21 protein-coding genes are annotated in these 19,544 nt (G+C 30.6%); 9 read left to right on the top strand and 12 right to left on the bottom strand.

Annotated features, from left to right (window positions below; all coding sequences use genetic code 11):
* Positions 1-13 precede the first annotated feature (13 nt).
* From ACTF56_RS07185 to xrtF, 6 genes are all read right to left on the bottom strand, one after another.
* On the bottom strand, positions 14-361 hold the full coding sequence (locus ACTF56_RS07185; protein ID WP_438966232.1) for a hypothetical protein: 348 nt from the start codon (positions 359-361) through the stop codon (positions 14-16).
* Between the two features lie 148 nt (positions 362-509).
* The gene (locus tag ACTF56_RS07180; RefSeq protein WP_438966231.1) at positions 510-857 is read right to left on the bottom strand and encodes a heavy-metal-associated domain-containing protein; all 348 of its coding nucleotides are present in this window, start codon (positions 855-857) and stop codon (positions 510-512) included.
* 53 nt (positions 858-910) lie between these two features.
* Entirely contained in the window at positions 911-3,151 is a 2,241-nt protein-coding gene (locus tag ACTF56_RS07175) for a TonB-dependent receptor (protein ID WP_438966230.1), read from the bottom strand.
* A gap of 55 nt (positions 3,152-3,206) precedes the next feature.
* The gene (locus tag ACTF56_RS07170) at positions 3,207-3,614 is read right to left on the bottom strand and encodes an HYC_CC_PP family protein (RefSeq protein ID WP_438966229.1); all 408 of its coding nucleotides are present in this window, start codon (positions 3,612-3,614) and stop codon (positions 3,207-3,209) included.
* A gap of 18 nt (positions 3,615-3,632) precedes the next feature.
* A complete protein-coding gene (locus ACTF56_RS07165) occupies positions 3,633-4,076 on the bottom strand; it encodes an exosortase F system-associated membrane protein (protein ID WP_438966228.1) in 444 nt (147 codons plus the stop codon).
* Positions 4,063-4,608: an exosortase family protein XrtF gene (gene xrtF, locus ACTF56_RS07160; protein WP_438966227.1), complete on the bottom strand. Its 546-nt coding sequence runs from the start codon at positions 4,606-4,608 to the stop codon at positions 4,063-4,065. Before xrtF ends, ACTF56_RS07165 begins: the two co-directional genes overlap by 14 nt.
* Positions 4,609-4,678: 70 nt before the next feature.
* Between xrtF and ACTF56_RS07155 the strand changes: the two genes are divergently transcribed.
* From ACTF56_RS07155 to ACTF56_RS07145, 3 genes are all read left to right on the top strand, one after another.
* A complete protein-coding gene (locus ACTF56_RS07155; RefSeq protein WP_438966226.1) occupies positions 4,679-5,134 on the top strand; it encodes a GAF domain-containing protein in 456 nt (151 codons plus the stop codon).
* 113 nt (positions 5,135-5,247) lie between these two features.
* A complete protein-coding gene (gene rpsO / locus ACTF56_RS07150; RefSeq protein ID WP_338376346.1) occupies positions 5,248-5,517 on the top strand; it encodes a 30S ribosomal protein S15 in 270 nt (89 codons plus the stop codon).
* Between the two features lie 134 nt (positions 5,518-5,651).
* The gene (locus ACTF56_RS07145; RefSeq protein ID WP_438966225.1) at positions 5,652-7,817 is read left to right on the top strand and encodes a polyribonucleotide nucleotidyltransferase; all 2,166 of its coding nucleotides are present in this window, start codon (positions 5,652-5,654) and stop codon (positions 7,815-7,817) included.
* A gap of 74 nt (positions 7,818-7,891) precedes the next feature.
* On the opposite strand, the gene ACTF56_RS07140 is transcribed toward ACTF56_RS07145, so the two are convergent.
* From ACTF56_RS07140 to ACTF56_RS07130, 3 genes are read right to left on the bottom strand one after another with little or no spacing between them, the layout of a single operon-like run.
* On the bottom strand, positions 7,892-8,665 hold the full coding sequence (locus ACTF56_RS07140; RefSeq protein ID WP_438966224.1) for an LA_2272 family surface repeat-containing protein: 774 nt from the start codon (positions 8,663-8,665) through the stop codon (positions 7,892-7,894).
* A gap of 5 nt (positions 8,666-8,670) precedes the next feature.
* Entirely contained in the window at positions 8,671-9,312 is a 642-nt protein-coding gene (locus ACTF56_RS07135) for a hypothetical protein (RefSeq protein ID WP_438966223.1), read from the bottom strand.
* A gap of 3 nt (positions 9,313-9,315) precedes the next feature.
* Positions 9,316-10,143, bottom strand: coding sequence for an LA_2272 family surface repeat-containing protein (locus ACTF56_RS07130; protein ID WP_438966222.1), 828 nt, complete (start codon positions 10,141-10,143; stop codon positions 9,316-9,318).
* A 97-nt stretch (positions 10,144-10,240) separates the two neighbouring features.
* Here ACTF56_RS07130 and ACTF56_RS07125 point away from each other — a divergent pair, with 97 nt between their 5' ends.
* From ACTF56_RS07125 to rpe, 3 genes are all read left to right on the top strand, one after another.
* Complete coding sequence (locus tag ACTF56_RS07125; RefSeq protein ID WP_438966221.1) at positions 10,241-11,191, top strand: hypothetical protein; 951 nt, start codon at positions 10,241-10,243, stop codon at positions 11,189-11,191.
* A gap of 80 nt (positions 11,192-11,271) precedes the next feature.
* The gene (locus tag ACTF56_RS07120) at positions 11,272-12,135 is read left to right on the top strand and encodes a sigma-70 family RNA polymerase sigma factor (RefSeq protein ID WP_438966220.1); all 864 of its coding nucleotides are present in this window, start codon (positions 11,272-11,274) and stop codon (positions 12,133-12,135) included.
* A gap of 324 nt (positions 12,136-12,459) precedes the next feature.
* Positions 12,460-13,122, top strand: a complete 663-nt coding sequence (rpe, locus tag ACTF56_RS07115; RefSeq protein ID WP_438966219.1) for a ribulose-phosphate 3-epimerase — start codon at positions 12,460-12,462, stop codon at positions 13,120-13,122.
* 35 nt (positions 13,123-13,157) lie between these two features.
* On the opposite strand, the gene ACTF56_RS07110 is transcribed toward rpe, so the two are convergent.
* The 3 genes from ACTF56_RS07110 to ACTF56_RS07100 form a co-directional block, all read right to left on the bottom strand.
* Entirely contained in the window at positions 13,158-14,198 is a 1,041-nt protein-coding gene (locus ACTF56_RS07110; protein WP_438966218.1) for a T9SS type A sorting domain-containing protein, read from the bottom strand.
* 126 nt (positions 14,199-14,324) lie between these two features.
* A complete protein-coding gene (locus tag ACTF56_RS07105; protein ID WP_438966217.1) occupies positions 14,325-15,125 on the bottom strand; it encodes a zinc-dependent peptidase in 801 nt (266 codons plus the stop codon).
* 33 nt (positions 15,126-15,158) lie between these two features.
* Positions 15,159-16,157 carry a GntR family transcriptional regulator gene (locus tag ACTF56_RS07100; protein WP_438966216.1) on the bottom strand — a complete coding sequence of 333 codons (999 nt, stop codon included), beginning with the start codon at positions 16,155-16,157 and terminating at the stop codon, positions 15,159-15,161.
* 102 nt (positions 16,158-16,259) lie between these two features.
* Here ACTF56_RS07100 and ACTF56_RS07095 point away from each other — a divergent pair, with 102 nt between their 5' ends.
* Genes ACTF56_RS07095 through ACTF56_RS07085 form a run of 3 tightly spaced genes read left to right on the top strand, consistent with a single transcriptional unit; the run spans position 16,260 to position 19,413 of the window.
* Positions 16,260-17,312 carry an aldose epimerase family protein gene (locus tag ACTF56_RS07095; protein WP_438966215.1) on the top strand — a complete coding sequence of 351 codons (1,053 nt, stop codon included), beginning with the start codon at positions 16,260-16,262 and terminating at the stop codon, positions 17,310-17,312.
* Between the two features lie 4 nt (positions 17,313-17,316).
* Positions 17,317-18,390 carry a glycoside hydrolase family 53 protein gene (locus ACTF56_RS07090; protein ID WP_438966214.1) on the top strand — a complete coding sequence of 358 codons (1,074 nt, stop codon included), beginning with the start codon at positions 17,317-17,319 and terminating at the stop codon, positions 18,388-18,390.
* 3 nt (positions 18,391-18,393) lie between these two features.
* Entirely contained in the window at positions 18,394-19,413 is a 1,020-nt protein-coding gene (locus tag ACTF56_RS07085) for a glycoside hydrolase family 53 protein (RefSeq protein ID WP_438966213.1), read from the top strand.
* The last annotated feature ends 131 nt before the right edge of the window (positions 19,414-19,544 follow it).

Below are 19,544 nucleotides of genomic sequence, written 5' to 3'. Positions count from 1 at the left end.
TAAAGCTTAAGTATTATGCAAGATTTAATTTCCAATTACAAAACAAATCATACAAAGGAAGTTTTTGATTTATTTTATGAAAACCATAAGTTATTGTTTGTTTTTCAGATTCTAATTGTATACCAAGAAAGTTATCTGAAAAGGAATAATCGTGAAAAAAATCAAATTCAATTTCAAATTCGGAAGGTTCAGATTCATTGAACAACAAATCGTTATCTTCTAAATCAAAAGCAATAAAAGTAGCGTTAGTATTACTTTTTACAACTTTGTTTGAAACAGTTATTTGAGTTGCTGTTTCAGATGAAATTAAATTTTGAGTAAATGAATTCAGTGCAAGCAATAGTGCAAACACAGGTAGCATAAAAATTAACTTTGTAAAACTATATTTTCTTAAACTCACTCTTACTCTTTAATAAGGAACAAATGTATAACAAAATTCTAATCACAAATTTTTTTTTGCTTTTTTTTAATAAAAAATCCCGAAAACGATTTCGGGATATTTATAGTATTTAATCAATTCTTTCATATTGACAGCAACCGTGTAATTCTTCATACACTTCGTCAGATGCTTTTGCAAATTCTGTGTCGTGACCTACTTTTGCAATCGCTTTTGCAACATCTTCTTTAGAACATTTATTTTCGTCAATAATTAAATGAATGTCTTTATGATCAATATGCCAATCGGCACTTTTTACTCCTTTTACGGAGAAAGCAGCTGCTTCGATTCGTTTTTTACACATGTCGCAATTGCCTTCAACTTTAAATTCAAGTTTTGCGTTTTTGTTTTTCTTTTTTTCTTGAGCTTGTACTGAAATTCCAATTAATGAAACTAAGAGTACTAAAATTATTTTTTTCATATTATTATTATTTAACCCGTTGGCTGAAGCCGAACGGCAATTGATTAATTCAACTATTTTATTTTAAATCGCAAACCTGCATAATACATTTGACCAAAAACTGGGGCATAGATCATACTACTATCAAAATACGCACCAAAAGGATTATCAGCACCAACAATTGCGTTATTTTGCTTGTAATTTCCCATATTTTCACCACCAATATACATTTCAAAAGTACTTGAAAACGTTCTAGTAATTTGTGCATTAACTACTGCAAAAGCTTCACCAAACTCAGCTAGTTGATATTGTGAAGGATTGCTTGATGTAATGGGCAAACGTTGTTTTCCTAACCAATTGTAAGTGACGTCAAATTTCCATTGTTGTCCTTTGTCTAAAATATGCGTTTCGTAAGATAAATTGGCAAAAAATCTGTTTTTGGCTTGTAATGCTTTCTGAAGATTTCCAACTGTAAAATCGGTATTTACATCATAATATTTATAGGCTGTTTTTAAATTTAAATGTTTTTTTAATTCGACATTAAATTCAGCTTGAAAGGAATTGGCAACACTTTTCCCATTTAAATCATAAAAAAGAACTTGCTGAGGACTAAAGTCAACATCGACAACGGCTTGGTTTTGAAAATCGGTTCTGTAATAATCCAAAATAAAAGCAGCTTCTTTACCAAACAATTTAAAATTTTGAATAAAACTTAATCCATAATTCCATGCAATTTCTGGGTTTAAACCGTATAATTTTCCGTTATTATTTTGGATTGAAAAAGTTCTGTTAGAAGCAAAAAGTTGTTGATTTTCGGCAAAAATATTCGCTGCGCGTTTTCCTCTTCCTATTGAAGTTCTTAGCACAGCATCTTTCCAAGGATTGTATCTTATGTGAACTCTTGGTGTTAAAAAAGTTCCCAATCTGTTGTGATTATCCAATCGAATTCCTGCCACAACCTGAAAATCGTCTAAATTATCATAATTATACTCAAAAAAAGCACCAACAGAATTATCTATTCTAGAAAAATCTCTTGCAAAATTTACGGCAACAAACTCTTTGTATTTATCGAAAGTGAAGTTAATTCCTGTAGTAAATTTATTTTTAGTATTGGAAATTATGGAATTGAATAACAAATTAGAATAATAACTTTTTTGGTCAATATTGTATTGATTTAAACCAAAATATGAATTTTGTGTATGCGATTGAAATGAATTTTGAAAACCTAAACTTTGATAAGGAATATCTTTGAAAACGTAGCCTATTTTATTAGAAAATTCAAACTTTTCAGTTTCAATTTCGCTTCCCCAATGATTGGTTGTTAATTTATCCGTATCAGGATTAAAATGCATTTGACCAGCTTGTTTATCATCTTTCATATAACGAAGATTTAAAAAACTCACTATTCCCGATTCAACATCATTATACTGCCAACGATTTAACACATTAACTTGTTTGCCAATTGGATTGTCTAAAAAATGATCGTGATTCAGATCGTTTTTACCTAATCTTGCACTGCCGTGTACAAATAATGTAGTACTTAATTTATCCGTTAATTTGTTATTGAAATGTGTATTCAATTCATAACGCTCACTCATATCTGCATAAGCATTGGCAAAAAATTGATCATCATTAGCAGGCTTTAATAATTCATAATTAATCTGACCTGAAATACTTTCATACCCATTAATTACACTTCCTGCACCTTTAGTAATCTGAATGCTTTCGACCCAAGTTCCCGGCACAAAAGACAAACCATAAGCTTGAGAAGCGCCTCGTACGGAAGGAATATTTTCTTCTGCTATTAATATGTAAGGACTTGTTAATCCTAACATTTTAATTTGTTTATTACCAGTAACCGCATCCGAATAATTAACATCAATGGATGGATTGGTTGTAAAACTTTCAGATATATTACAACAAGCCGCTTTTAGCAACTCTTTTTGCCCCATAGTTTGCACATTGGTAGCTTTAAACATAGAATGTTCAGTACTTTTTTTTGTTTTAACTAGCTCAATAGTAGTTAATTGATTGGCACTTTTTAATTTTATTGAAAGTACTTTTTCAGAAGTGATAGTCATTTTAGTAGATTCAAAACCAAGATAACTAATGACTAATACAGAAGATTTATCCGATTTTTTAATGATGAATTTTCCGCTTTCATCGGAAGTGGTTGCAACATCTGTTCCTTCCCAAAAAACAGTTGCACCCATAATTACTTCATTCAAATCATCATAAACAATACCTTCAACAGTTTGTTGTGACCATGAAATAATGGGAAATAAAAATAATAGAATTTTAATTTTTTTAAACATAATTATTCATTTAACGTTATTTAATCAATGTATATTTGATAAAAAACATTAAATATTATGCGTAAAAAACCAATTGACAATTTAATTTGTAAATGGGTGGCGCATTAGAATCACAATAAAAAAAAAGAAATTCGTTTTTTGGATCGTAATGTATTGTTTTGAATAAAACTTGTGGGTTTTGCGATAAAAAAACTAATGATTCAAAAGTGATTTTAGAGTTAGAAAAAACTACTTCATCTGAGTTTTTATCTACTTTTATAATTTTATTTGAACAACAATCGTCATGACTATTGGCTACAGAACAACAAGAAACTAGAGGTTTATGACAAGGTTCATCAACACTTGCATTTAGAGCAATTGAAGCAATAGCATCGTTACAATAATGCACAGAAAAATTCAATCCTATACTTGAACATAGTATAAAAAAAGATAATAAAAAAGAAATGCTTTTTTTACTTTTCATTGTTGCAAAGTTACAAAATTATTTTGAAACCATCTTCTTTTGATAATAAATACCTGGAATAAAAAGCATTACAAACAAAGGTTGAATTATAAATCTTCTAACATAAAACCACAACATGTAATTTTCTGAATCCAAATTAAGAGTAAAAACTGAAGCTAACAGTAAAATAAGATAAATAGCAAAAAACAAGATGGTACAAATTTTAACTACTTCTTTCTCCCTAAAAATAATAAAAATCAATACTATCGATATTAAGGTATTCAATAAAAATCGCAACGAATAAGAAAAAAATAATTTTAAAGATTCATAATCAGGTAAACTAGTGTTTTTATAATCTGTTTTAAAAAAAATAATAAAAGGATCATAAAATAATTGGTTCTGAAAAAAACGAATTAAAGCAAAAAACAAAACACATATAAAAACACCAGAAAAATTAAGGAATAGATTTTTATTTTTTTGCATAACCCGAAAATTTTAAAACCCACAATATCCAAAGTAAAAACACACTACCATATATAATTAATGGAAAAACAATGTCATGAAGCAATTCTTTTTGTTCGGGATAATAAAAAAGTGAATAATTAAGAAAAGCAATTCGTGCAATATTCATAAAATGAATTAATACCAATCCTAATAAAATATAAAAAAAAGTATGCTTAAAATTAGATGAAAATGCCACGATAAAAGCCACAAACAACAACATTACACTAACAGCATTACAACCTTCAATAATTCTTGAAACACTTTTGCCATTAAAAAACATTACTGCTGCCGGTTCTTTTTCGCTGTATTGAAAAGAAACATCTTGATTAAAAAACAACAACATTTCATTGACATTGGAAGCTACAAATTTAGAAACACCATCAAGTTCATTTTTAGAAGCATCAAAATTACTTAAATAGAAGCTATACAGCAGAGAAAGCAATAAATAAGTCACAAAAAACTTAGCCAAAAAAACAAAAAAGGGCTTGTATTGAATTAGAATATTTTTCAAGAGTTATTTTTTTTCAAAAATATACATTTTTATATGAATTGGATTAAATACTTTTGTAAAAAAATTAAAAATGAACTTTGAAACATTAAAACCATCGGTTGTTGATATTGTTAAAAATGAATCCTTAACAAGAGATGAAAAACTAAAACATATTTGTCATTACTTACAAGACAATATTGCTTACTATAATTGGGTTGGGTTTTATTTTGCCAATCACGAAGCTAAAACTTTGCACCTTGGTCCATATGTTGGTGCTGAAACAGATCATACAGTAATACCTTTTGGAAAAGGAATTTGTGGACAAGTAGCAGAATCAAATGCTAATTTTGTAGTACCAGATGTGACTGCTCAAGATAATTATATTGCTTGTAGTTTTACAGTAAAATCGGAAATTGTCGTTCCGTTATTTGTTGATGGTAAAAATATAGGTCAAATTGATATTGATTCACATGTCATTGATCCATTTACCGAAGCTGATGAACGCTTTTTAGAGTTTGTGAATGAGCAAGTTGCGATGTTGTTTTAACTTTTTTAAAATAATTCATAACTCATAACTCATAATTCATAATTATGTTTATCTTTGCACCCGAATTACCACTATATAATTCATACATAATAATCATTTAAAATAATATTAGCATGTACTTAACTAAAGAAGTAAAAGCAGAAATCTTCGCCAAACACGGAGGAAAAGCAGAAAACACAGGATCTGCAGAAGGACAAATCGCGTTATTCACTCACAGAATTTCACACCTAACAGAACATTTGAAAAAAAATCGTCATGATTATAACACAGAGCGTTCGTTAGTACTTTTAGTAGGAAAAAGAAGAAGTCTTCTTGATTACTTAATTAAGAAAGACATTTTGAGATATCGTGCGATTATCAAAGAGTTAAACATCAGAAAATAAATAATACTAGGGGCTTTTTGCCCCTTTTATTTTACGTTTTATATTAGAAAAAGTTCGGTTTTTCATTGGGTTTCATGCAACTACACAACAACTACAACACAACTAACCCTTTGTTTAATTAAGAATAAAAAATTATGATTCCACAATTATTTGTAGAAAACATCGATTTAGGTGATGGCAGAAACATCACAATCGAGACAGGTCGTTTAGCTAAACAAGCTGATGGTTCTGTAGTAGTTAGAATTGGAAAAACTGTTATTTTAGGTACAGTTGTTTCAGCAAGAAAAGCAAGCCCAGGCATTGACTTTTTACCATTAACAGTAGATTATCGTGAGAAATTTGCTGCAGCAGGTCGTTTTCCAGGTGGTTTCTTCAAAAGAGAAGCTCGTCCAAGTGACAGCGAAGTATTAACAATGCGTTTAGTTGACCGTGTTTTACGTCCACTTTTCCCATCAGATTACCATGCAGAAGTTCAAGTTATGATTCAATTAATGTCTCATGACGATGACGTTATGCCAGATGCTCTTGCAGGATTAGCAGCTTCGGCAGCATTGGCATTATCAGACATTCCTTTTGAAACTTTAATTTCTGAAGCTAGAGTTGGAAGAATTGACGGTAAATTCATCATCAATCCATCACAAGCTCAGTTAGAATTATCTGACATCGACATGATGATTGGTGCTTCAACAGATTCTATCGCAATGGTAGAAGGTGAAATGAAAGAAATTTCAGAAGCAGAAATGGTAGAAGCTATCAAATTTGCTCACGAACATATTAAAGTGCAAATTGCTGCTCAAGAAAGATTAGCAAATGCCTTTGGTAAAAAAGAAGTTCGTACTTACGAAGGTGAAAGAGAAGATGAAGCTATTCATGCTAAAGTAAAAGCTGCGGCTTATGATAAAATTTATGCAATTGCCTCTAAAGGTTCAGCTAAACATGAACGTTCAGCAGCATTTGACGAAGTGAAAGAAGAAGTTAAAGCTTTATTTACAGAAGAAGAATTAGCAGAAAACGGAGATTTAGTTTCTAAATATTTCTATAAAGTTAACAAAGAAGCTGTTCGTAACGTAACTTTAGATTTAGGAACTCGTTTGGACGGTAGAAAAACTACAGAAATCAGACCAATTTGGTGTGAAGTAGATTATTTACCATCGGTTCACGGTTCTGCATTATTTACACGTGGAGAAACTCAAGCATTGGCTACAGCAACTTTAGGAACTTCTAGAGAGGCTAACCAAATCGACTCACCTTCACAACAAGGAGAAGAAAAATTCTACTTACACTATAACTTCCCTCCTTTCTCAACTGGAGAAGCTCGTCCTTTAAGAGGAACTTCAAGAAGAGAAGTTGGACATGGAAACTTAGCACAACGTGCTTTAAAAAACATGATTCCTGCTGAAAATCCTTATACAATCAGAATTGTTTCTGAAGTATTAGAATCTAACGGTTCCTCTTCAATGGCAACAGTTTGCGCTGGAACATTAGCTTTGATGGACGCTGGAGTTCAAATGATTCGCCCAGTTTCTGGAATTGCGATGGGATTAATTACTGATGGAGATCGTTTTGCAGTTTTATCTGATATTTTAGGTGATGAAGATCATTTAGGAGATATGGACTTCAAAGTAACTGGAACTTCTGAAGGAATTACAGCATGCCAAATGGACATCAAAATTGACGGATTGAAATATGAAATCATGGAGCAAGCACTAGCTCAAGCTCGTGATGGACGTTTACATATATTAGGAAAATTAACAGAAACATTAGCTCAACCTAGAACTGACGTTAAAGATCATTCTCCAAAAATCATTACAAGAAGAATTCCAAATGCATTTATTGGAGCATTAATCGGACCTGGAGGAAAAGTGATTCAAGAATTACAAAAAGCTACTGGAACAACAATTGTTATCAATGAAGATCCAATTACGGAAGAGGGAATTGTTGAAATTTTAGGAACTGACCCAGCTGGAATTGCAGCAGTTATGGCTAAGATTGATTCTATCATTTTCAAACCAACTGTTGGTGAAGCTTACGAAGTTAAAGTAATTAAGATGTTAGATTTTGGAGCTGTTGTAGAATATACACAAGCACCAAGTAACGAAGTTTTATTACACGTATCTGAATTAGCTTGGGAAAGAACAGAAAATGTTACTGATGTGGTAAACATGGGTGATGTATTTATGGTGAAATATTTCGGACTTGATCCAAAAACAAGAAAAGAAAAAGTTTCAAGAAAAGCTTTATTGCCTAGACCTCCTAGAGAAGAAAAGCCAATCGAGAAAAAAGATAAACCTCAAGGTTAATTCGATTATTTAATTCATAAAAAATCCCGTTGCATTTATTTGTAACGGGATTTTTGTTTAAAAAAACTTCAAAACTAACTCTTAAACTGCCAATTAATAAATGGCAATTTTCTTTTTCCATTAGTGTTCCATAAACCGAATTGAAAACCTCTTAAATTTTTAGAATGATTAAACAAACCTATTTGAATTCCTTTATGATTTCGAGATACATTGGAAATCGCAATTTGAACTCCTCTACCCTTTTCAGTAATATTTGCAATTCCTGAAATACTAATTCCATTGAAACTTTTTGTTCCTAAAAGTGTCGCATTTATTGAAATTCCGTTCATTTCGTTCATACCCGAAAAAACAGAAATATTAAGTCCATTGACTTGAGCTCCACCCATAAATCCTCCAGAAGAAATATTTAAACCGTTTATTTTTATATAGGTTTCATAATCATAATCGAAAAAAGCAACATTATTAATTTGTTTGTCATTGATACCCACAAACAAGCCTTCAATAGGAACATGCAACAAAGGAATCAGAGCCAAAGCCATAGGACTGACTTCTAAATTTAATCCGTTTACAGTTTGTTGCTTTATTCTGCAATTTTCAAAATGTCCAACACCAAATGCTAAACCGTCCACTCTGGCATTTTTTCTATAAATAGGTGAAAAACTAAAATAGCGAATACTATCCTTACGCAAATCCCCTTTTGATTTTCGGTCAAAATAATTAAAATCTCTGTGTTTCGGATACTTAACAGTATCTATTTTAGAACTATAAGTTGAAATTTTCGGCGAATCAACTTGAGAATAACTGTGGATTGCAAAAAGAATTACAATGCTTAAAATAAATTTTTTCATGATTTTTAAAGTTTGTAAGTTATTAAATAAGTGATACTACTGTTTCCAAAATTCTTTTCAATACGTTTAGACAGCCAATTGTAAGGTGTAAAAATATAGTTTACAGAAAATCCAAAATTTCCTTTACTTATCCCTATTCCTTGACTGAAATAGGGCGAAATCAGTGATTTTATATCATTCTCAATGTTAATTACCAGATTTCCATCGTCATCTGTATAAGAATAAATCTCATTTTTAATACGTTCTTTATCATCAAAGAGCAAAAAATTGAAGCCAAAACCATTAGTCCATTCCATTATAAAATCCTTGTTCAAAAAATTAACATCATAATGCTTGTTTATTTTCGTTAAAAAACTAAGGTTAACATCTTTTGAATTGGTTTGATAAATAGTATCTCTATCAAAATAAGTAAACGCCTTGGTATGGTTCAGAATGTTTATTTTAAAACCCAAATCAACTATATCATCAAATGAAGATTGCATTCTGTAATACAATCCAAGTTCTTCAGAAAGACCTATTTTATCTGCTAAATTACCCATTGGCATGTGAACACCTGTTTCAATTTTGAACTTTTTAAAATTTATTTCTTGAGAAAATAATGGTTCTATTACCAATAAAAACAGCACTACTACTTGATACTTTTTCATAGACTACCAATTTATAAAAGGCATCGACCTTTTGTGATTTATGTTCCAAAGTCCGATTTGCAATCCTTTATGCTTTTTCGAGACATTAATCAAGCCTATTTGAAGTCCTTTAGAGGCAAAAGAATTGTTATATAAACCCAATTGAAAGCCACTCAAAACCTTAGCCTGATTGAAAGCTCCCAATTGAAAACCTTTCATAGATTCTGATTCGTTAAAAAAGGCAATGGTTACTCCGTTCGCAGTCTCGCACATATTAGAAATTCCGCTGATGTGAAAACCGTTTAACTCTTTGGCATAAGAATATATTCCATTAATCGAAAAACCATTGATCGAATGATTGATATTAAAAGTAGTTAAAGCCACACCATTAATTTTGGAATCGGATAAATTTCCCGAGCTGATGTGTAATCCGTTTACAACACAACTTTCGGTTTTTGAGAATCCTCTTGGGTCAGCAAACAAAACTATCAAAACGGATAAAGGGTTTACTTCTAAATTAAGTCCATTTACTTTTTGTTTCAGCTTAATTTGATCAGAACCTTCTAAACTTAAACCTAGAGCTAAACCGTTAACTTTTTCAATTTGATTGGGCGTAAAAGCAAAAAAAGCATTCTTCTTTTTGAATTTTAATGAATCCTGACAAAAACCAGCTGTTGAAAACAAAAAAAACAGCACTAAACTTAACCTTTTAAAATCCTTAATAGTAGTGTTTAAAAGAGATTGGGTTTGAATCTTATTAATCCTTTTGGAATACAATTTCAAATCGTCACTAGTAATACCTTCTAGAGAAATTGAAATTCGTTTTCTTATTGTACTAAAAAAAGTGTTCATAATAAGTTGATTTTGTTTGACAAATTTATTTCGTTTATCACAAATAATATTGTGCTAAATAATAATAATATTTTTTATATTTGTGAAAATCGCAATTATGAAAACACAAGAACTTTTATTAAATGCCATTAGAAAACAATTAAACGATGGGGTTTCAGTTATTGATGAGATAGCACAAATTTTAAATATAAGTTACGATGCTTCACACAGAAGAGTTTCCAATAAAAGCAAATTCTCCATTGATGAAGCCGTTGCACTTAGTGCTCATTTTAAAATTTCAATGGATAATTTGTTTAAAAACGAACAAAAAATAGTCCTTGAAAAAACCAAAACTATTGCTCAAATAGCAGATTATGAAAGCTATTTTTCTGAAATTGCAACTAAAATTCATCTTAATCCCAAAGAAGAAACTACTTTATATTATTCTGCCAAAGACATACCCATTTTCTATACTATTGGTGGAAGTATTTTATCTAAATTCAAAATGTATGTATGGTACAACATCATGACCGAAAATCCTGTCATAGCTTTTGAAAAATTTAATATTGAAAATTCGCTACTCAGTGAAACTTCTAAAATAAATGCTATTTTAAACAATGTAAAAGTAATTGAAATTTGGAACGACACTACCATAAACAGTAGTTTACTTCAAATTATATACTACTTTGAATCGGGATTTTTAAGCTATGGCACTTCTAAAATTTTATTGGAGGAAATTAAAACAATCATTCAATCTTTAGAAAGCAAATGCGAAAATCCTTCAGACAATTATCAAATTTATTATAATGAATTGTTGATTTTAAACAACAATGTTCTGTTTAGTTCAAAATCGTCGAAGCAGGTTTTTATTCCCTATAATATGTTGGGTTACTTTACAACAAAGAATGAAAAAGTTACTTCTGAAATTAACAGTTATTTTCAAAATCAACTAAAAAACTCAAAATCCTTGCAATCTTCCGGCAAGAAAGAACAAAAAATGTTTTTCAATAAAATGCTGCAAAAGATAGACTTTTATTCTAAAAAAATAGAAAGCTTTGTTTTAGATTAAAAAAGATAACTTTTTTGTAACTTTTTTGTAACACCTACGTATAACAATAGTACGCGAATAAAAAAGTACTGTAAAAAAGAATGAGACAACTTAAAATTACAAAGCAGGTAACCAATCGTGAAACTGCATCTTTAGACAAATATTTACAAGAAATTGGAAAAGTTGACCTAATTACTGCAGATGAAGAAGTAGAATTAGCACAACGTATCAAAGCTGGTGACCAAAGAGCTTTAGAAAAATTAACTAAAGCTAATTTACGTTTCGTGGTTTCAGTGGCAAAACAATATCAAAATCAAGGATTAACATTACCCGATTTAATTAATGAAGGTAACTTAGGTTTAATTAAAGCGGCTCAACGTTTTGATGAAACTCGTGGTTTCAAATTTATATCTTATGCTGTTTGGTGGATTCGTCAATCTATCTTACAAGCTTTAGCGGAACAATCTCGTATTGTTAGATTACCACTTAACAAAATTGGTTCGATCAATAAAATCAATAAAATGTATGCTTTATTAGAGCAATCTAGTGAACGTGCTCCTTCTGCAGAAGAAATTGCAAAAGAACTAGACATGACCGTAAATGATGTAAAAGAGTCTATGAAAAACTCAGGCCGTCATTTATCTATGGATGCTCCTTTAGTAGAAGGTGAAGATTCTAATTTATACGATGTTTTACGTTCTGGTGAATCGCCAAATCCAGATAGAGAATTAATTCACGAATCATTACAAACAGAAATTGAAAGAGCTTTGGAAACATTAACTCCAAGAGAAGCTGATGTGGTGCGTTTGTATTTTGGATTAAGCGATCAACACCCAATGACTTTAGAAGAAATTGGTGAAACATTTGACTTAACTCGTGAGCGTGTTCGTCAAATAAAAGAAAAAGCTATCAGAAGATTAAAACATACTTCTAGAAGTAAAATATTAAAAACATACCTTGGATAAATTCCAAAAAAATAAATTCCAAATTTCAAAAATAGAATTTATATACCGTAAACAATAGTCTTAGACTATTCGTTTTTTGATTGATGATTGAAACTCCGGCTGATTACCGGAGTTTTATTTTTTAGGAATAAATCTACTGTATATTTGTAATATATTAGTTTTCAAAAATTTATTTATCAGAAAAATAAACCTTTTAATATCAACTAAAAGACTATTTAAACTTCTAAACTTTTTTTACTCCTAAACAAATAAACTACCTTTGCACAAACAACAACACAACATGAAAACGTATAATCACGAATTCTAAAAAAACAATAACTACTAATGAGTAAAAACATACTTATCGCTCCATCAGTATTAGCTGCTGATTTTGCAAACCTTCAAAGAGACATCGAAATGATTAACAATAGTGAGGCCGATTGGTTTCATATTGATGTTATGGATGGTCATTTTGTACCCAACATTTCTTATGGAATGCCAGTTATCCAAGCTATTAAAAAACATGCCACTAAACCATTAGACGTGCATTTAATGATTGAAAAGCCTGAACGATACATTGAAGAATTTGCTAAAATAGGTGCAGATATTATTACAGTGCATTACGAATCTACTGTGCATTTGCATAGAACCTTAAGACAAATTAAGGCTGCTGGTTGCAAAGCTGGAGTAGTTCTTAATTTAACCACACCTGTTTCCGTTTTGGAAGACATTTTACCAGAATGTTATATGGTTTTAATCATGTCCATCAATCCTGGATTTGGAGGTCAAAAGTTTGAAGAAATTACTTATCAAAAAGTAAAAAAACTAAGAAAAATGATTGATGAGCAAGGATTAGACACACTTATTGAAATTGATGGAGGTGTAACGAACAAAAATGCAGCACAACTTGTGGAAGCTGGAGCTAATGTTTTGGTTGCCGGAAGCTATGTTTTTGGTGCTGATAATCCTGTTGAAACTATTAAAAGTTTGAAAGAATTATTAAAGTAAAAAAAAGCGAAACTCAATAGTTTCGCTTTTTTTTATTACTCTTTGATTAGTTTCAAAGTTTCTATCAACGTGTTTTTATCATCATAAATCTTAACAAAGTAAACTCCTGATATTAAATCTTTTACAGAATAAGATTCTTGATTTTTAAATGAGACTACTTTTGCTCCTTTTACATCGTACAAAGCAACACTACTAATAGTATTTGAAGCATTTGTGTTTTCAATAACAAAAGCATCTGCAGAAGGGTTTGGATATAGTTTTAAATTACTTTCTACAAAAGAATCATTGGACAAAGGCCCTTCTGTATAGTTAATATTAAAAGCCATATCTTGAGGTACATCTGGTGCTGCTGCTGGATTACCTCCATCAACTAAGTCTGTCCAAGTATTTGTTACTGCATTCAATTGTTTTGAATTCCAACCTGCAAGTCCTCTTGATCCAAATACAGTAGCTGATGGAACAAATATTGTAGCGTCATTAATAGCGTGAGTTTGATAAACCACCCAATATGTACCAGGATTTAAAGTTGTTGTTAAATTTGCTCTAACTTTCCATATTTTTCTTGCCGTTGTTGGTGCAGAAACTGCTGGTACAGCCGAATTAAATATTCTATACATTAAAGCATCTGAAGAATTAGCCGCATCATAAACATTAGTGGTCATGTCACCAGACACAACAGTTGATGTTGCAAGTGATGGATCACCATCCCAAATCTGAACTCTTAACCCATCAATTGGAGGAACTGTTCCTGAATAACTGGTTTGATAACAAAAAAATTCAAAGCTTGTTACATTCCAACTAACACTTGCTGGAACTGCAAAATCATCTGCAATTCTAAAACTACTCGTATTAGCTGTATTGTAAAAGCAACTAAAACCAGAATTTGTATTAGATTCTGTAGTATTACCGGTGTTGTTTTGACATTCACTCCAAGTGTAACCTGTTGGAGCAGCAACGCCATTATTTGAAGTTGCACCTGTAGATAAAGGACCATTTACATAGGGTTGAGCCTTTCCAAGTTGAAAAAGCATAACACACAAAAAAGTAAAAATTTTGAAAGTAGTTTTTTGAGTCATAAGTAGTTGTTTAAATTTAAATAAAATTAAGAATTAAATCTATACAAATTACAACGTCTTAACAAAATCGTTAAAAAGATTTTTTTTAACGATTAAACTATCTTTGAACCTGCTTAAAATTTGAAATTAAATGCCTTCAGAAAAATTTATCATTACTTTAACTTTATCGTAAAGTTCTGGAAATTCGCGCTTAAATTGAAGAGGAGTTTCAAAAAAATGTTCCAATATCACTGCTATAAATTCGAATTCATTAGTGTAAGCATAGATTCTGAAATAATTGGAAGCAATTAATCTTTTCAGATTAGCTGGTCTTTTTACTTGATCCATAATTTCTTGATAAGTAACCGAAAAAATAGTTGCAGAAGTATCTGTATTTACCATGCCTTGAAAATGCAAAACATGAGAAAATTCATGCAAACCCAAGTTGAGATTATCGTTACTTATCTCATAACCTTCCATGAAATGCTTCCATGAAAAAACTATGGCTTTCATTCGTGGATTAAATTCCCCTTTGTGATAATTATCATTAATTCTGGAATAATAAACATCTGGATAAATAATAACTTTATCGATAATGGAAAATAAATAATTACGCATTCCAAAAGTTAACATTATAGCACTTGAAGCTATTAAAACTTTCATTTGATCAGTAACAAGTAAACCATCATTACCATAAAAAGGAAATTTTTTGATAAAATTAGCCACTCGATGCTCAAAATATCTTTTCAATCTTGGATTTAATTTTTTGTAAAATTCAAATTCATTTTCCAAAATGTGTAATTGAGCTAAAGTTAATTTATTGGGAAAAGGATAAAAATGAACATAAATGGGCTTTCTGAATAAAAAAGCATATGCAGGTTCTAAAACCGCATTATACAAAAAGAAGACTAAAAAAAGAAATCCGACAAAAAGGAATAAATAAGTCAATTATTGAAGTTTATGTGAATTCAAAAATAACTTTTACAAAGAACTTCTCAAAATCAATTGACTTGAATTTTCGATATTTTTTTTTTCGTTGGAAAGTACCATTTCTGCTAATAATTTTCCCATTGCAATAAAATCTGTAGATATTGTTGTGATTCCGTTTTCCACAACTTTTTTCAAAGGCGTATCGTTATAAGAAATTATACCAAAATCTACACCTAATTTAATATGTTGAATTTTAGATTGCTCTACAACTTCAACCAAATGCCTGTCGTTTGGAATTACATAGACTTCTCCTTTATTAATTATTTTGGAATCAAAAGAAGTTACTACTTGATAGGAAAAAGCAAACTCTTCACAAAATTTCTCAAAACCTTCAACCATTCCGAGAGGTTCTTTAAATCCGGGAAAAATCAGAATCAATTTTTCATAATTTTTTAATTTGTCTTGACCAAAAACCAAAGCTTCATAAATATCTTTTACAAAATTTTGATGTACAGATGGAAAATCTTTCAATTCAGAATTAGTTTGATCTAGAATAAAAACATCATTTTTAGGCAAAGTCTTAATTACTGAAGCAACATCTTTTAAATTAGTAGGCATAATGATATATTTTGAATAATTTCCATGACTTTCATTGACTAATTTTTTAAACATTTCCACATTAAAATGATGAAAAAAAATATCCACTTGTGCCCTTCCATTAATTGTATTCAGAAAAGAATTATACAAATCTTCTTTAAAAACATTCAATTCATCAAACAATAAAAAATAGCGTTCTTCAAAACTAAATTCGACACTTTTTACATAATAACCTTTACCTAAAATAGCATAAATAATTCCTCTTTTTTTTAACTCATCGTAGGCCAACAAAACGGTATCTCTAGAAATAGAAAATTCCAAACTGACTTTATTAACAGAAGGCAATTTATCGTTTTTGGAAAGTCGGTTTTGTGCAATAGCCAATTCTATAGAAAACACTATTTGCTTGTACTTAGGTTGATTTGAATTAGCATCAATGGTAATTAACTTCATAAATAAATTATTAACTGGTGGCAAGATACAAAAAACTGGTAGGTACTGGTATGTTTAAATACTATTAATTTATACTTTTGATAACAATATGATAAAAAACCAATGTTAAAAAATAGTAATTCACAATTTTCAACAACAATAAATCCTAAATCATTCGGTTTAAACACTGAAAGAGAAAACGTTTTGCAACATACTTTACGAAATAAAAACGGATTTGAACTCACCGTGATGAATTATGGAGCAACTATAACAGCATTAAAAATTCCGACTAAAAACAATGAAATAGTTGATGTAGTTTTGGGATTTGACACTTTAGAAGAATACAAAAAATCGTTTCAAATGGAAGGTGCTCCTTATTTTGGAGCTGTAATTGGACGTTATGCGGGTAGAATTAACAACGGAACTTTCAACTTAAACGGGAAGCAAATTCAATTGAATAAAAACCATGGAAAACATTCTCTTCATGGAGGTATTAATAGTTTTAGTAATGTTTTTTGGAAAGTAATTTTAGTAAAGAATAACGAAAATCCTTCAATTCAGTTAGAATATACAAGTGCTGAAAATGAGGAAAATTTTCCAGGAGAACTATCTATTAAAGTTACTTACACGCTTTCTGAAGAAAATGAATTGATTATAAATTATTGGGCATCTACCACAAAAGATACGATTGTTAATTTAACACATCACAGTTATTTTAATTTAGAAGGGCATAAAGGATGTGTTCTAAATCAAGAATTAGAAATTTTTTCAAATAAAATGCTTGAAATTAATTCTGAAAACATTCCAACAGGCAATTATTTACCTGTCGACCAAACCCATTTTGATTTCAGTAGCCCAAAAAAATGTCCTGAAAGCATTGACAATAGTTTCATAATTGAAAAAGAAAACGCTTTAGCAGCATCTTTATTAAATTCAAAAAACGGATTAAAAATGAATGTTTACACCAATCAACCATCTGTTCATATTTATGTTGGTGGAAATTGTTCTAAACAAATTAAAGGAAAAAACAATACCGATTATCATGCAACAAGTGGTATTTGCTTTGAAACACAAAATTTTCCTGATGCACCAAATCATGCTCATTTTCCTAATTCAATATTAAAAAAGGGAGAAAAATACCATCAAAAAACAATTTTTAAATTTGAAAACATATAAAGCCATGAAAAAAGTTCTATTCCTTTTTCTTCTGATAATCATATTTTCTTGTTCTTCAGATACTACTTCTCAAAGTCTTGAACCTACACCAATTACAGAAGAAGTAATTAGAGGTGCTGATATGTCCTTTTTACCTTTAATCGAAAGTGAAGGAACACAATACAAGCACAACGGACAAACGCAAGATGCTTTAGTGACTTTAAAAAATGCGGGTTGCAATGCTGTTAGAATTCGTTTGTGGGTAAATCCAATAGATGCAACTTCAAGTTTTAATGAAGTAAAATCTTTGTCCTCAAGAGTCAAGCAGCAAGGCATGAAAGTTTGGTTAACGGTTCACTATTCAGACACATGGGCTGATCCTGGAAGTCAAACAAAACCAACGGCATGGCAAAATTTATCTTTTACAGATTTGAAAAATACTATGACTACATATACAACTCAAATAATGGACGAAATTAATCCTGACATTATACAAATTGGCAATGAAACTAATGATGGTATGCTTTGGCCTGAAGGAAGATTATCTACCAATGAATCGCAATATGTTCAATTGGTAACTAGTGCAATTCAAGTCGTAAGAAGCAAATCAACCTCTACAAAAATCATGTTGCACTATGCAGGAATTTCAGGGTCAGATTGGTATTTTAGTAAAGTGGGTAATTTAGATTTTGACTATATTGGTTTGTCATATTATCCCATTTTTCATGGAAAAAGCTTAGTGAATTTACAAAACACCATGAATAGTTTAGGAACTACTTACAATAAAAAAATAGTAATTACTGAGACGGCTTATCCTTTTACTTTGGGCTTTAATGACTTCACAAATAACATTGTAGGATTAAGCAATCAATTAATTCCGGCTTTTCAAGCTACTGAAATGGGTCAAAAATCGTTTCTTTCTGCATTAAAAAACACCATCAATCAAAGTTCTCACGGTATTGGTTTTTGTTATTGGGGTTCAGAATGGGTTGCTTTTAGAGGTCCAACAGCTAGCAATGGATCTTCATGGGAAAATCAAGCGCTTTGGGATTTTAATAATAATTCACTTCCAATATTAGAAGAATTTAACGCAAATTAAAAAATGAAAAAAATAATTGTATTCGTAGCATCAATACTGTTTTTAAGTTGTTCAACTCAACAAAATGCAACAAACAAAAACTCTTTTGCAAAAGGAGCTGATGTTAGTTGGCTACCGCAAATGGAAGCAACTGGTTATAAATTTTACGATGAAAATGGTAGCGAAAAAGACTGTCTACAAATCTTAAAAGACAGAGGCATGGATGCCATTAGATTGCGTGTATTTGTAAATCCAAATGAAGATAAAGCCAGTGGACATTGCAGTAAAGAAGAAACGGTTGCAATGGCATTAAGAGCTCAAAAATTAAACATGCGTGTAATGATTGATTTTCATTATTCGGATTCTTGGGCTGATCCTGCAAAGCAATTTAAACCCAAAGCATGGGAAAATCATTCTTTCTCAGAATTGTTAAATGATGTTTATACTCATACTTATGATGTTATAAATGCTTTAAAAATAGCAGGTGTCACTCCAGAATGGGTGCAAGTTGGTAACGAAATTCCAGGTGGAATGCTTTGGCCCGAAGGAAGTACAAAAAACTGGGACCAATTAGGGCAACTTTTAAACAAAGGTTATGAAGGTGTAAAAGCAGTAAACAAAAATATTAAAGTAATTGTGCATGTTGATGAAGGAAATAACAAAGAAAAATTCAATGATTTCTTTGACAATGCAACTGCTCAAAATGTAAAATATGACATCATTGGGCTTTCCTTTTATCCTTATTGGATTAAAAAAGATTATACAGAAGTCATTAAAGATTTTGAAGAGAACCTAATTGAACTCTCAAAAAAATACAACAAAGAAGTAATGGTTGTTGAAGTTGGCGGCGAAGACCATAAAATAGAAAACACCAAAGAATTATTAAGTGCTACAATTAAAGCGGTTAGAAATGTTCCTGACAATAAAGGTTTAGGCGTTTTTTATTGGGAACCACAAGGAGCAAAATCATGGAGCCATTACGGATTAAGTGCTTGGCTCGAAAACGGACAACCATCACCAGCTTTAGATGCTTTTAAAGAATAAATTATGATAAAAAAACACTACTTATTTTTAGCCCAACTTTTTATATTTCTATATTGTCTTGTCCTGAAATAGCGATACACAAAAAGTATCCAAATGGAAAGAAATGAAGAAATTCGGTATGTAAAGCGTAC

Origin of the sequence: Flavobacterium sp. (assembly GCF_965657075.1) — a bacterium.
GTDB lineage: Bacteria > Bacteroidota > Bacteroidia > Flavobacteriales > Flavobacteriaceae > Flavobacterium.
The sequence above is the reverse complement of the archived record's forward strand: the minus strand, read 5'-3'. Positions and strand labels throughout refer to the sequence as shown.